General features: G+C 69.6%; 11 protein-coding genes. 6 read left to right on the top strand and 5 right to left on the bottom strand.

Going from position 1 to position 13,526, the window contains the following annotated elements:
• Positions 1-54: 54 nt before the first annotated feature.
• On the bottom strand, positions 55-900 hold the full coding sequence (locus AB0L95_RS27530) for an alpha/beta hydrolase (RefSeq protein WP_365165731.1): 846 nt from the start codon (positions 898-900) through the stop codon (positions 55-57).
• A gap of 280 nt (positions 901-1,180) precedes the next feature.
• Here AB0L95_RS27530 and AB0L95_RS27525 point away from each other — a divergent pair, with 280 nt between their 5' ends.
• The gene (locus tag AB0L95_RS27525) at positions 1,181-1,654 is read left to right on the top strand and encodes a nuclear transport factor 2 family protein (RefSeq protein WP_365165729.1); all 474 of its coding nucleotides are present in this window, start codon (positions 1,181-1,183) and stop codon (positions 1,652-1,654) included.
• A gap of 52 nt (positions 1,655-1,706) precedes the next feature.
• On the opposite strand, the gene AB0L95_RS27520 is transcribed toward AB0L95_RS27525, so the two are convergent.
• From AB0L95_RS27520 to AB0L95_RS27510, 3 genes are all read right to left on the bottom strand, one after another.
• Positions 1,707-2,711: an LLM class flavin-dependent oxidoreductase gene (locus AB0L95_RS27520; RefSeq protein WP_365165726.1), complete on the bottom strand. Its 1,005-nt coding sequence runs from the start codon at positions 2,709-2,711 to the stop codon at positions 1,707-1,709.
• A 48-nt stretch (positions 2,712-2,759) separates the two neighbouring features.
• On the bottom strand, positions 2,760-3,218 hold the full coding sequence (locus AB0L95_RS27515; protein ID WP_365165724.1) for a MarR family transcriptional regulator: 459 nt from the start codon (positions 3,216-3,218) through the stop codon (positions 2,760-2,762).
• Between the two features lie 195 nt (positions 3,219-3,413).
• Complete coding sequence (locus tag AB0L95_RS27510; protein ID WP_365165722.1) at positions 3,414-5,363, bottom strand: amino acid transporter; 1,950 nt, start codon at positions 5,361-5,363, stop codon at positions 3,414-3,416.
• Positions 5,364-6,297: 934 nt separating this feature from the next.
• On the opposite strand from AB0L95_RS27510, the gene AB0L95_RS27505 reads away from it, so the two are divergent.
• Positions 6,298-7,104 (top strand): DUF4118 domain-containing protein, encoded by an 807-nt coding sequence (locus AB0L95_RS27505; RefSeq protein WP_365165720.1) that lies wholly within the window; start codon positions 6,298-6,300, stop codon positions 7,102-7,104.
• Between the two features lie 92 nt (positions 7,105-7,196).
• On the opposite strand, the gene AB0L95_RS27500 is transcribed toward AB0L95_RS27505, so the two are convergent.
• Positions 7,197-7,754 carry a hypothetical protein gene (locus AB0L95_RS27500; protein ID WP_365165718.1) on the bottom strand — a complete coding sequence of 186 codons (558 nt, stop codon included), beginning with the start codon at positions 7,752-7,754 and terminating at the stop codon, positions 7,197-7,199.
• Between the two features lie 256 nt (positions 7,755-8,010).
• Here AB0L95_RS27500 and AB0L95_RS27495 point away from each other — a divergent pair, with 256 nt between their 5' ends.
• The 4 genes from AB0L95_RS27495 to kdpB form a co-directional block, all read left to right on the top strand.
• On the top strand, positions 8,011-9,852 hold the full coding sequence (locus AB0L95_RS27495; RefSeq protein ID WP_365165716.1) for an APC family permease: 1,842 nt from the start codon (positions 8,011-8,013) through the stop codon (positions 9,850-9,852).
• Positions 9,853-10,109: 257 nt separating this feature from the next.
• Entirely contained in the window at positions 10,110-10,199 is a 90-nt protein-coding gene (gene kdpF / locus AB0L95_RS27490; protein WP_016434100.1) for a K(+)-transporting ATPase subunit F, read from the top strand.
• Positions 10,200-10,207: 8 nt separating this feature from the next.
• A complete protein-coding gene (kdpA, locus tag AB0L95_RS27485) occupies positions 10,208-11,872 on the top strand; it encodes a potassium-transporting ATPase subunit KdpA (RefSeq protein WP_365165714.1) in 1,665 nt (554 codons plus the stop codon).
• Positions 11,869-13,526 (top strand): potassium-transporting ATPase subunit KdpB (gene kdpB / locus AB0L95_RS27480; protein WP_365165712.1); only part of this gene is annotated, 1,658 nt, incomplete at its 3' end. The genes kdpA and kdpB, both read left to right, overlap by 4 nt.

Below are 13,526 nucleotides of genomic sequence, written 5' to 3'. Positions count from 1 at the left end.
GCACACGAGGGGGGCCTCACTTCGTCACGGCCGGCGCGGGCGCGGTCGAGAGGGTCAGCGCACGGTTGCCGCGGACGCCTCTTCCACCACCTCGGTGACGGCACCGGGGCGCGAGACGGACACGGCGTGCGAGGCCTTGATCTCGACGCTGTGGGAGTGGGCGCGCTTCGCCATGAAGCGCTGGGCGGCGGCCGGGATGTTCTTGTCCTGGGTGGTGATGAGATCCCAGGAGGGGATCGTCTTCCAGGCTGCCTCGGTGGCCTTGTCGTCGAGGGCGGAGGCGGCGATGGGGCGCTGGGTGGCGGCCATGAGGGCCGCCGTGGCGCGCGGTACGTCGGCGGCGAACTGGCTTTGGAACGTGGCGGGCTCGATGTACAGGTCGGTGCCCGTGCCGCCGCCCTCCAGCGGGAAGGGGACCTTGTTCAGGGTGGAGCCGAGTGTGCTGCCGGGGAACTTGCCGGACAGCTCGGCGGCGCTCTCGCCCTTGGCCGGTGAGAAGGCGGCGATGTAGACGAGCGCCTTGACGTTCGGGTCGTGGTCGGCGGCCTGGCTGATGACGGCGCCGCCGTAGGAGTGACCGACCAGGACGACCGGGCCCTTGACGGTCTTGAGCAGAGCGGCCAGGTAGGCGGAGTCGCTGTTCAGTCCGCGCAGCGGGTTGGCGGGGGCTATCACCGGATAGCCGTCGCGCTCGAGACGCTTGATGACGCCGTTCCAGCTGGAGGCGTCGGCGAAGGCGCCGTGGACGAGGACCACGGTCGGCTTCTTGTGCGCGGTGCTGTCGGCCGAGGCGGTCGCGGGAGCGGCACCTGCGGTGGCCGCGAGGGTCACCGCGGCCAGACCGGCGACGGACGCCAGGGCGGCGGCGTAGAGCGGGGAACGGCGGGCGAACTGCTTCATGACGGCTGCTTCCTTGGGTGAGTGGGGCAGTGCCTCTGCGACGTCCGCAAGTAGATCACGCAATCTAGTTGTGTGCAACTAAGTCGTGCACGAAGCAATTGCCGCCGGTCACCCTTTTGATCTCTCGGCCTCTCGGTTTCTCGGCCTCTCGGCTCTCGGTCGGAGGCGCGCCCGGCGTCCGCCCTTGCGGGAGAATGATCGTTCTCGTACGGTGGGCATCAGCGGAGAACGATCGTTCTCCCGTCGGCGCCGCTGGACGCCCTCATCCGATGGAGACGACATGGCAGACGCACCACGCCCTCCGTTCCCGCCCTTCACCCGGGAGACCGCTGTCGAGAAGGTGCGCCAGGCGGAGGACGGCTGGAACTCCCGCGACCCCGAGAAGGTCGCCCTCGCCTACACGGTCGACTCCCGCTGGCGGAACCGCGCCGAGTTCGTCGACGGCCGCGACGAGATCGTCGCCTTCCTCACCCGCAAATGGCGGCGGGAACTGGAGTACCGCCTCATCAAGGAGCTGTGGGCCTTCGACGGCAACCGGATCGCCGTGCGCTTCGCCTACGAGTGCCACGACGACTCGGACAACTGGTTCCGGTCCTACGGCAACGAGAACTGGGAGTTCGACGACAACGGCCTGATGCGCAAGCGCTATGCGTGCATCAACGACCTGCCCATCACGCAGTCGGAGCGTCTGTACCACTGGCCGCTCGGACGCCGGCCCGACGACCACCCGGGCCTCAGCGATCTGGGCCTGTGACCACGCCGACCGGCCGTCGCCACCCCGGCACCCGCCGGGGCAGACGACGGCCTCAGGTGTCCAGTCCGGCGACCCGGGCCAGTCTCCGGTACGAGTCCACGAGCGCCGTGCGGTCGTACGTGCTCGTCGTGACGAGGACCTCCTGCGCCCCCGTCTCCTTGAGGAGGCTCTCCAGCTCGTGGGCGACCTGCTCCTCGGTGCCGGCGATGTGACCGGCGAGCCCGGCCTCGTAGAAGCCGCGCTCCTTGGCGGTCATCGTCAGGGACTCCACGCGCTCGGCGGGCGGCAGGGGCGGGAAGGTGCCGCGGGTCCGCGCATACGCCATCGACCACGCCTCCGGGAGCAGGATGCGGCGGGCCTCCTCGGGTGTGGCGGCGACCGCGATCGTGCCGGAGACGACGACGTACGGCTCGCTCGACCAGGGGGAGGGCCGGAACGTCTCCCGGTAGTGCTCGATTCCCCGGAGCATCTTCTCCCGGTTCCGCAGGTCCCCGATGACCATGGGCAGCCCGGCCCGTGCGGCGATCGTCGCGCCCTCGCCCAGGGCCAGCACGAAGGGCGGCACGGTCAGGCCCTCGGAGGGGCGCGCATGGACGCCGGTGGGGGAGGTGCCGCGGAACCATCCCAGAAGTTCGTCGAGTTGGCCGGCGAAGTCGTCGGCGTCGTCCTTGTCCCGGCCCAGGGCCCTGCGCACCCCGTCGGTGAAGCCGACGGAACGGCCGAGACCCATGTCGATCCGGCCGGGGAAGAGAGCCTCCAGCACGCCGAACTGCTCGGCCACGACCAGCGGCCGGTGATTGGGCAGCATCACACCGCCCGTCCCCACCCGGATGGTCCGGGTGGCCGCCGCGACGGCCGCGGCCAGCACGGTCGGCGCGGACCCTGCGACACCGGGCACACCGTGGTGCTCCGAGACCCAGAACCGGTGGTACCCGAGCCCTTCGGCCTTCTGGGCCAGTCGCACGGTGTGCTGCAGGGCCTCGGCCCCGTCGTGCCCCTCGCGGGTGCGCGAACGGTCGAGTACGGAGAGACGGGTCTGTGCGGTCACGGCGCTCACAAGGGCTTCAACGCCCGGGGCGGCGGGTGATTCCCGGCTGCCCTCGCCTCAGCCGCCGGAGACGTTCGCGGTGATGAGGCGCAGGAGCTGCCCGGCCTGCACCTCCTGCTCGCGGGTCAGTCCCATGGCGTCGCCGATGGCCGGCGGGACCGTCCGTGCCCGCTCCCGCAGGCGGGCCCCGGCGTCGGTCAGGCGGATGGCGACGGAGCGTTCGTCCTCCGGGCGCCGCTCGCGACTGAGCAGACCGCTCGACTCCAGACGCTTCAGGAGGGGCGAGAGGGTGCTGGACTCCAGCTGAAGGGCCTGGCCCAGATCGCGCACGGAGACGGAGTCCTGCTCCCACAGCACCAGCATCACCAGGTACTGGGGGTAGGTGAGGCCGAGTTCGTCGAGCAGGGGCCGGTAGCGTGCGGTGACGGCGCGGGAGGCCGCGTACAGGGCGAAGCAGAGCTGGTCGTCCAGGAGCAGGGAGCCTTCCTCGGCCGGTTCGGCTCCCGGTGCGCTCACGGCATCGTTCCTTGGTTCTGTGCTCTGCTGCATGGCTGTCTCCGCCCCGGTGTTCAGGTCCTCTCCGATTCTATAGAGCGCGAATTGGTTGTGAACTACTCAATAAGGCGCTAAGGCGGTGGATGTGCGACCGCGCCGACGGGCCGCTCATCGCGCATGCCCGCGCGATTCCCGTCCCGTCGGCGCGTTTCCGGTTCAGCCGACGTGAACCCGCGGTCGCCGCTTGCGGTCGGCCTCCGCCTCGCGCAGTACCTCCCGGGTCACCGGGGCGACCTCGCCCTGGCCGAAGAGGAAGAACCGCAGGAAGTTGGCGAACGGGCTGCCCTCGGTCCACTCGAAGTAGATGTGCGGGATGCAGCCCGTGGTGTCGCGGACGTGGAGCATCAGGGCGGCGAGGGCGTTGGGGATGGAGGACGACTCCAGGGTGAGCACGCGGTAGCGGCCGTGCAGGACCTCGCCGCGTACGGTCAGACCCGCCTCGAACTCCGAGGGATCGCCGACCGTCACCTCCACGAAGACGAAGTCGTCCTGGGGGGTGATGTCGTTGTCGGTGCGGATCTGCTCGATCTTGTGGCGGTACTCGGCGGCGTCCCGCTCGCCGGGCTCGTTGGCGATGAACCGGATCTTCCGGCTGGCGATGTCCCGGACGAACCGTTCCGCCATGTCGTCCAGCGTCACGCTGGTCACGCGCAGCTCGAAGGACCGGGCGAGGCGGGACAGCAGCGACACGAGGATGATCCCGGCGATGAAGCAGGCACCGATCTTCACACCGTCCGGCCGCTCGATCACGTTGACGACCGTGGTGTAGAGGAACACCGCCGATATGACCGCGAACGCGATGGTCCAGTTGCGCTGGCGGGCCTTGCGGGCGGCGATGGTGACCGCGATCGCCGCGGAGCTGATCAGCACCAGCACACCGGTGGCGTAGGCACCGCCCTGGGCGTCGACGTCGGCGTCGAAGATCCAGGTGACGAGGAACGCGACCAGGGTGAACACCATGACCATGGGCCGCACGGCGCGGGCCCAGTGCGGGGCCATGCCGTAGCGGGGGAGATACCGCGGCATCAGGTTCAGCAGGCCGGCCATGGCGGAGGCGCCCGCGAACCACAGGATCGCGATCGTCGAGACGTCGTAGACCGTGCCGAACCCGCCGCCCAGATACTGGTGCGCCAAAAACGCCAGCGCGCGCCCGTTCGCCTGGCCGCCCGTCTGGAACTCCTTCTCCGGGATCAGCAGCGTCGTGATGAAGCTGGTCGCGATCAGGAAGACGCTCATGATCAGTGCGGCGGTCGTGAGCAGCTTCTTCGTGTCCCGGATCCGGCCGGTGGGCCTCTCCTCGGTGTCGTCCGGGTCGCCCTCCACATGGGGCATGACCGCGACACCGGTCTCGAAGCCGGACAGGCCGAGCGCCAGCTTCGGGAACACGAGCAGCGCCAGGCCGACCATCACGAAGACATTGCCGTGCTCGGCGGTCAGGGCGCCGGTCCAGTCGGTGATCACATGCCCGGCGGTGGCGACATGCCACAGACCCACCGCGACCACCACGGCGTTGAGGACGAGATAGACGCCGACGAGGGCGACCGCGACACCGATCGCCTCCAGGAAGCCCTTGAGGAACACCGCGCCCAGCAGAGCCACCAGCAGCAGGGTGATCAGCATCTGGTGGCCGTGCAGGGCGCCGGTGAGATGGGGGTTCTCCACGAGGTGGGTGGAGGCGTCGGCGGCGGAGAGGGTGATCGTGATCAGGAAGTCGGTGGCGGCGAAGCCGAGCAGCGTCAGCACGAAGAGCTTGCCCTGCCAGAAGGAGAGCAGCCGCTCCAGCATGGCGATGGAGCCCTCGCCGTGCGGGCTCTCCTCGGCGACGCGGCGGTAGACGGGCAGGGCGCCGGCCAGGGTGACGATCACCAGCACGATGGTGGCGATGGGGGAGAGCAGACCGGCGGCGAGCGCGGCGATGCCCGGCTGGTAGCCGAGGGTGGAGAAGTAGTCGACACCGGTCAGGCACATCACCCGCCACCAGCGCTGCCCCTTGTGCGCGGGTTCGGGCTGGGCGGCCGCAGGAGCGGAGCCCTTGCCCATGTCGGACAGCCCCTCCAGCATCCACGCCCGCAATCGGCTCGCAGGTGGGTGTTCGGTGGTGGCCATCGGCGTGCTCTCCTGTGTGCGGCTCGGTGAGGAAATCGGCCATCACACGGACGGCCGCACCAGCGTATGCAGAGAGTGACGTCTCGGCCCACGGTTGGGGCGGGCTGCGGCGTCAAGCTTGCGTTAAAAACCGGCGGACCGGCGTCAGCGGGGAATCAAACCGACATCAAGGACACATCAAAGGGTCAGGCCCGGCAGTCCGGATATGGCAAAGGGCACAGGAGGGCGATCCCCCCATGCGGTGAACACACAGCGTCATGCCGACGCGGCCCTCGCGACCGTCGGGTCGCGGTGACCGGCCGGACCCGTCAAGGCGCTGTCAATCCCGCCTGAGAGAGCATCAGGAGTGCATCAACGCCGATCGTTCCTGGTCGGATGCGGCCACAGACTGGGCGGTGACAGGGGCGGGCGCCCCTCTGTGGTCCGACATGGGAAGGACCGTGACGGTCATGGCCGGCACGGCACGCAGGCCGCAGGGGCCGCGGCGCACAGCCACGGCACCAGGTGCCCGCCCCGCCCGAGGGGGGTATCGGTCCGCGATCGAGAGCACAGCCGCGGACCGGACGGCCGGAGCTTCGTCTCCGCCGTGAGACCGTGGCCGCGCGGGCCGCTCCGCGCAGTCGCCACCGGGCCACCGTGCCCGCGCGGCCGCGCTTTCTGCGCGCGGTCACGGTCGCACTCGTCGCCGCCCTCGCCTTGCTGCTGCTGAGCCGGGGTCCCGGCCACGTCAAGACGGTGTCAAGTTCCCCATGGACCGCGCCAAGGATCCGCCAATGACGGTGCCGACCGGCCCCGGAAGGACTTCCGTGGGAGCAGAGAACACAGGAAGTCACCGTGACCCTCAGGGGCGTTGAACCAGGGCGCGCAGCCATTCGGCTGCCAGGAGCGCTCCGGCGACCGCACCCGCGGGGAGGCACATCACAGGAGGTGACCCATGAGCACCGGCACAGTTCTCGACAGGCTCCACGGCGTCCAGGCGATCCGCGGCCCCACGGCCGCCTGGCCGGTCCGCGACCGGCTCGCCCTGGCCGCCGGCCTGGCGGCACCCTTCCTGGTGGCGCTCGCCCTCGTACCGTTCCGCAGCCAGCTGTCGCACACCGACGCCGCGCTGATCCTCGTCGTGGTCGTCGTCGCGGTCGCGACGCTCGGCAACCGTGCGGCGGGAGTCCTCGCCGCGCTCTCCGCGGCGGCCTGGTTCGACTTCTTCCTCACGCGCCCCTACGAGACCTTCGCCATCACCACGTCCGCGGACATCGGGACGGCGGTGCTGCTCACGGCAGTTGGCCTCATCGTGTCCCAGCTCGCGGCCCGCGCCCGCCGACTGGAGGGCATCACGGTCACGGACGCGGGCTACCTCGCCCGTATCCACGCCACCGCCGACCTCGTGCAGTCCGCCAGGTCCGCCGACGCCGTCGTCGACCACGTCCGCGGCGAACTGACCCAAGTGCTCGGCCTGCGGGCGTGCCGCTTCGAGTACGGCACGCTCCTGGGGAAGCCGCCGCGCCTGCGGCCGGACGGAAGCCTGGTGGCCGGCCGCCGCCGCTGGGACACTGATGCGGCCCGCTGGCCCGAGGGCGACATCGAGCTGCGCGCCTACGGCAACGGCCGCTATCTGGGCCGCTTCATGCTCACCCCCGGCCCCGGACCCGTACCGCCGCTCCAGGCGCGACTGGTCGCGGTGACACTCGCCGACCAGACGGGCGCGGCACTCGGCACGGTGGGACCGCCGCACGAGGGCTGACACATACGGCGGCCCGTGGCCCTCGCGAGCCACGGGCCGCGCAGCCGGTTCCGGCACCACCGCCGTTGTGCCGGGACCGACGCCTCGTGCCGCTATTCCAGCCCCGACACCTTGAACACGGTCAGGGCGGTCTCGCGGTCGATCCGCTGCTGGACACGGCGCAGCGCGGTCTCCCCGCACATCAGGCAGCCCGTCTCCGCCGATGCGCGCGCGTCCTCGTGCAGTCGGTGCCACAGATCGGGGTTGTTCACCAGCACCTGGGGGTCGAGCTCGACCCGCCCGCCGAACGCGTCCCGGAGCACGAGCCGCTGGGAGACGCCGTCCAGACAGCGCACCGACACCAGCAGATCCGTGCGGACCCGACGCGTGCGCAGCAGTCCGCGCGAGGCCAGCCAGCCCTCGCCCCCGGTGATCCGCCGCGGGCACAGCACCACGAACAGCAGCAGGGACAGCGCGCACCACAGCACGGCGCGCCAGGGGGCCGCCGAGCCGGCGCCCCAGTCGATCAGAAGCAGCATCGCAAGGAGCGCGGCCGCACAGCGGACCGAGCTGTACAGCTCCTTCACCCAGCGGCGGTCGGACAGCGCCTGCCCGGGTTCCGCCAAGGGCGCGCCCATCACCTCGTGTCGCACGTGGTCGCGGCCTTCCATACCGCCGACGGTAGACAGCGGGGAAGCCGGAGGAGAGGTGCCTTGATGGGACCCTGATGTGCCGGCGGTGCTTCTTGACGCCGATGTATCGCCGTCGGTGTCGCCCACGTCACACCGGGCGTCAAGGCGGCGTCAAGGTCGCCGGGCGCGGCGCGAAGAACGCGCAATGAGCGCACGGATCCGGCCGGAAGCGGCCAGAACCTTGGTGCACCCGCGTGTCGTCCCGCACGCGGCCCGCACGAAGGAGCGCCCGCCCATGTCCCTCTTGACCGTCGAGCCAGGGGCCGTCCCCGCAGACGAGGAGCCGCCCGATACCGAGGAGCGGCACCGGCTGACCGCCGTCACGGGCCTTGCCGCGCTGTCCCTGGACGCCATGGCGTCGGTGGCCTACGGTCCCGAGGCGATCGTGCTTGTCCTGGCGGCCGCCGGTGCGCACGGGCTCGGGTTCACACTGCCGGTGACACTCGCCATCGCGGCCCTGCTGGCGGTGCTCGTGGCCTCGTACCGCCAGGTCATCGCCGCCTTCCCGGACGGCGGCGGCTCCTACGCCGTGGCGAAGAAGCACCTGGGCGCGCGGACGAGCCTGGTGGCCGCGGCCTCGCTGGTCCTGGACTATGTGCTGAACGTGGCCGTCGCCGTCACGGCGGGCGTGGCGGCCCTGACGTCCGCGTTCCCGGGCCTGTACGACGACCGGCTGTGGCTGTGCCTGATCGTGCTCGTGCTGATCACAGCCGTCAACCTGCGCGGCATCGTGGAGTCCGCGAAGGCGTTCATCGTGCCGACCGCCGTCTTCGTCGGCGCGATCTTCGTGCTGATCGTGGTCGGCCTCTTGCGTTCCGGGCCGGCGAGCACCGCCACCGCGGCGGGACACGCCTCGGCCCTGGCGGACAACGCCACCACCGTGGGCGCCCTGCTGCTGCTCAAGGCCTTCGCCTCGGGATGCAGCGCACTGACCGGCGTCGAGGCCATCGCCAACGCGGTGCCCTCCTTCCGCGTCCCGCGCGTCAAGCGGGCCCAGCGCGCGGAGGTGGCGCTCGGCGCCGTACTCGGACTGATGCTGATCGGCCTGTCGGTGCTGATCTCCCGCTTCCATCTCCAGCCGGTCGAGGGCGTCACGGTCCTCGCTCAGCTCGCGGACGCCTCGCTCGGCCACAACTGGGCCTTCTACGTCATCCAGTTCGCGACGATGATCCTGCTCGCGCTGTCCGCGAACACCTCCTTCGGCGGCCTTCCGGTGTTGCTGAAGCTGCTGGCCCGCGACAACTATCTGCCGCATGTCTTCGCCCTGAAGGCCGACCGCCAGGTCCACCGCCACGGGGTGCTCGCCCTGGCCCTCGTCTCCGCCGCGCTGCTTGTCTTCTCCGGCGGCGACACCAACACGCTCGTGCCGCTGTTCGCGATCGGTGTGTTCGTCGGCTTCACCGTGGCGCAGGTCGGCATGGTCCGGCACTGGCGCGCCGAGCGCAGCAGCGGGTGGCGGGGCAAGGCGCTGCTCAACGGCTTCGGAGCCTTGCTCACCGCCGTCGCCACGGTGGTCGTGACCGCGTCCAAGTTCGCGGACGGCGCCTGGCTGATCGCGATCGCGCTGCCGCTGTTGGTCGCCGCGTTCGAGACCGTCCACCGCGCCTACGCCCGGATCGGCGAGCGCCTGGGCCTCGGCCGCATACCGGAGGCGCCGCACCGCGCCCGCTCCCTGGTGATCGTCCCCGTCTCGTCCCTGTCCCGGCTCACCTTTGAGGCGCTGACCGCCGCCGCGTCGCTCGGCGACGAGGTGCGCGCGGTCACCGTCTGCCATCCCGATCCCGAGGACCGCGCCCAGCAGCACGCCCTGGAGCGCGCCTGGGCCGAGTGGGACCCCGGTGTGCCCCTGGTCCGGCTGGCCGCCGAGCGGCGCGCCCTGGGCCGGCCGATCGCCGCGTACGTCCGTGACGTCACCGCCGCGGAACCCGCCACCCGCGTCACCGTCCTGATCCCCGAGACCGAGCCGGAGCGGCTGTGGCAGCGGCTGCTGCAGAACCAGCGGGGTGCCGTGGTCGCCCATGCCGTGCGGCGGGAGACCGACGCGGTGATCTGCCGGCTGCGTTTCCGGCTGTTCTGACGAATCCGCGCGCCGTACGGTCGCGCCTCGTCCCAGGTCACAGCGGGGTCCGTAAGAGTCCCGTCAAAGGCTTTACGGCCGCCGTAAGGGACGCATCAACAGCAGCTGAATCCGGCCAGAAAGACGGTTTCCTCTAACCGTTCCCGTCCGATCCGAACCTCATTCCAGGAGTTCACGATGGCCGATGTGGCCTTCGTCGTCACCGTGCTCGCGGCTTTCGCGCTGGTGGCTCTCGTCGCCAAGGGGGTGACGAAGCTGTGACTGCCGAGAACATCGTCGGTCTTGTCGTGGCCGTCGCCCTGCTGGGCTATCTCGTCCTCGCCTTGATCTTCCCGGAGAGGTTCTGAGAACAGACATGGGTCCCGAACTCGCCGGCGTGCTTCAGCTGCTGGCTCTCATAGGCGCTCTGGCGCTGGTCTACATTCCCGTCGGCAACTACATGGCCCGGGTCTACTCCTCGGACAGGCACTGGCGTGTCGAGAGGTGGATCTACAAGGGCATCGGTGCCAATCCTGATGCGGAGATGCGCTGGCCGGCGTATCTGCGTGGGGTGCTGGCCTTCTCCGTGGCCGGTGTCGTCTTCCTGTATCTGCTGCAGCGGCTTCAGGGTGTGCTGCCGGGCTCGCTGGGTTTCTCGTCGGTGAACCCGGCGCAGTCGTTCAACACGGCGGTGTCGTTCGTGACGAACACGAACTGGCAGTCGTACTACGGTGAGCAGACGATGGGCCATGTCGTGCAGACGGCTGGTCTGGCGGTGCAGAACTTCGTCTCCGCGGCGGTGGGTATCGCGGTCGCGGTGGCGCTGGTGCGTGGTTTTGTGCGGTCGCGCACGGGTGAGCTGGGCAACTTCTGGGCTGATCTGGTGCGGGGCACGGTGCGGATCCTGGTGCCGGGTGCGGTGATCGCGGCGGTGGTCCTGGTGGCGTGCGGTGCGATCCAGAACTTCGCGGGTATCCACGAGGTCGGCCAGTTCATGGGCGGCTCGCAGCAGTGGAACGGTGGCGCGGTGGCCTCGCAGGAGGCGATCAAGGAGCTGGGCACCAACGGTGGTGGTTACTTCAACGCCAACTCCGCGCACCCGTTTGAGAACCCGACGCCGTTCACGAACCTGTTCGAGATCTTCCTGCTGCTGGTGATCCCGTTCTCGCTGACCCGCACGTTCGGTGTGATGGTGGGTTCGGTGAAGCAGGGCTACGCGATCCTGGCCACGATGGGCACGATCTGGCTCGGTTTCACCGCGCTGATGATGTGGTCGGAGTTCGCCCATCACGGGCCGGCCCTGCAGGCTGCGGGCGCGGCGATGGAGGGCAAGGAGGTCCGTTTCGGGGTCGGCGGTTCGTCGATCTTCGCGGTGGCGACCACGCTCACCTCGACCGGTGCGGTGGACTCCTTCCACTCCTCCTTCACGGGCCTGGGCGGCGGGATCACGATGCTGAGCATGATGCTCGGCGAGATCGCGCCCGGCGGCACCGGTTCGGGCCTGTACGGCATTTTGATCATGGCGGTCATCGCGGTGTTCATCGCCGGTCTGATGGTGGGGCGGACCCCGGAGTATCTGGGCAAGAAGATCGGTTCCCGTGAGATCAAGCTCGCGGCGATCTACATCCTGATCACCCCGGCGCTGGTGCTGGTGTTCACCGCGGCGTCCATGGCGCTGCCGACGCCGCCGCACTCCATGCTCAATCCTGGCGCGCACGGTTTCTCCGAGGTGCTGTATGCCTTCACGTCGGCGGCGAACAACAACGGTTCGGCTTTCGCGGGTCTGAACGCGAACACCGACTGGTACAACACGATGACCGGGCTGGCGATGCTGCTGGGCCGTTTCCTGCCGATGGTGTTCGTGCTGGCGCTGGCGGGTTCGCTGGCGGAGCAGAAGCCGGTGCCGGTGACCGCGGGCACCTTGCGCACGGAGAAGCCGTTGTTCACGGGTCTTCTCGTGGGCGCGATCCTGATCATCACTGGTCTGACCTACTTCCCGGCACTTGCGCTGGGTCCGCTGGCCGAGGGGCTGGCGTCATGAGTACCCGTATAGAGAAGTCAGAGGACTCCATGTCCACAGCCACTCCCACCCGGGCGCCGCACAGCGACGTCCCGACCGGGCACAAGGATGAGGGCCGTGTCGGTGCGGGCCTCTTTGATCCGAAGCAGTTGGTCAGGTCGCTGCCGGATGCTCTGCGCAAGCTCGATCCGCGGGTGATGGTCAAGTCGCCGGTGATGTTCGTGGTGTGGATCGGTTCGGTCCTGACCACGGTGTTCTCCTTCAAGGATCCGGGTGACTGGTTCGGCTGGGCGATCAGTGCCTGGCTGTGGCTGACGGTCATCTTCGCGAATCTGGCGGAGGCGGTCGCCGAGGGCCGTGGCAAGGCGCAGGCGGACACGTTGCGCAAGGCCAAGACCGACACCATTGCGCGGCGTCTGGTGGGCGGCACCGAGGAGCAGGTCCCGGGCACGGATCTGAAGATCGGTGATCTGGTGGTGTGTGAGGCGGGCGACATCATCCCCGGTGACGGTGACGTCATCGAGGGTGTGGCTTCCGTCGACGAGTCCGCGATCACCGGTGAGTCGGCTCCGGTGATCCGTGAGTCCGGTGGTGACCGGTCGGCGGTGACGGGCGGGACGAAGGTCCTCTCGGACCGGATCGTCATCAAGATCACGACGAAGCCGGGTGAGACGTTCATCGACCGGATGATCAGTCTGGTGGAGGGCGCGGCGCGGCAGAAGACGCCGAACGAGATCGCGCTGAACATTCTGCTGGCCTCGCTGACGATCGTTTTCCTCCTGGCGTGTGCGACGCTGCCGCCGTTCGCGGACTATGCCGGTACCCATCTGACGATGGTGGTGCTGGTGGCGCTGCTGGTGTGTCTGATCCCGACCACGATCGGTGCGCTGCTGTCCGCGATCGGTATCGCGGGCATGGACCGTCTGGTCCAGCGCAATGTGCTGGCGATGTCGGGGCGTGCGGTGGAGGCTGCGGGTGATGTCTCCACGCTGCTGCTGGACAAGACCGGCACCATCACGCTGGGCAACCGTCAGGCGGCGGAGTTCGTGCCGGTGCGCGGCACGACGGAGGCGGAGGTCGCCGACGCGGCGCAGTTGTCCTCGCTGGCGGACGAGACGCCCGAGGGGCGTTCGGTCGTGGTGCTGGCGAAGGAGAAGTACGGGCTGCGTGAGCGGCACCAGGGTGAGCTGGCGCATGCCGAGTGGATCGCTTTCACCGCGCAGACCCGTATGTCGGGTGTGGACGTGGACGGCAGGAAGATCCGCAAGGGCGCGGCGGGTTCGGTCATCGCCTGGGTCCGCGAGCAGGGCGGCACCGTCGCCCAGGACGCCGACACCCTGGCCAACCGCATCTCCGAGGCGGGCGGTACTCCGCTTCTGGTCGCCGTGAACGACGAGCGCGGTGCGCGTGTCCTGGGTGTCATCCACCTCAAGGACGTCGTCAAGGACGGCATGCGTGAGCGGTTCGAGGAACTGCGCCGTATGGGTATCAAGACGGTCATGATCACGGGTGACAACCCGCTGACGGCGAAGGCGATCGCGCAGGAAGCGGGTGTGGACGACTTCCTGGCGGAGGCGACGCCCGAGGACAAGATGGCGCTGATCAAGCGGGAGCAGGCCGGCGGCAAGCTGGTGGCGATGACCGGTGACGGCACCAACGACGCCCCGGCGCTGGC

Source organism: Streptomyces sp. NPDC052036, from assembly GCF_040680495.1.
In the GTDB taxonomy this organism is placed as follows: domain Bacteria; phylum Actinomycetota; class Actinomycetes; order Streptomycetales; family Streptomycetaceae; genus Streptomyces.
Note: the sequence above shows the minus strand (reverse complement) of the source record. Positions and strands in the feature narration are given on the sequence as shown.

Bases quoted from the DNA above. Each gene is read 5' to 3' on its own strand.
- AB0L95_RS27530 (WP_365165731.1), bottom strand. From the start codon at position 900: ATGAAGCAGTTCGCCCGCCGTTCCCCGCTCTACGCCGCCGCCCTGGCG.
- AB0L95_RS27525 (WP_365165729.1), top strand. From the start codon at position 1,181: ATGGCAGACGCACCACGCCCTCCGTTCCCGCCCTTCACCCGGGAGACC.
- AB0L95_RS27510 (WP_365165722.1), bottom strand. From the start codon at position 5,363: ATGGCCACCACCGAACACCCACCTGCGAGCCGATTGCGGGCGTGGATG.
- AB0L95_RS27505 (WP_365165720.1), top strand. From the start codon at position 6,298: ATGAGCACCGGCACAGTTCTCGACAGGCTCCACGGCGTCCAGGCGATC.
- AB0L95_RS27500 (WP_365165718.1), bottom strand. From the start codon at position 7,754: ATGGAAGGCCGCGACCACGTGCGACACGAGGTGATGGGCGCGCCCTTG.
- AB0L95_RS27495 (WP_365165716.1), top strand. From the start codon at position 8,011: ATGTCCCTCTTGACCGTCGAGCCAGGGGCCGTCCCCGCAGACGAGGAG.
- kdpA (WP_365165714.1), top strand. From the start codon at position 10,208: ATGGGTCCCGAACTCGCCGGCGTGCTTCAGCTGCTGGCTCTCATAGGC.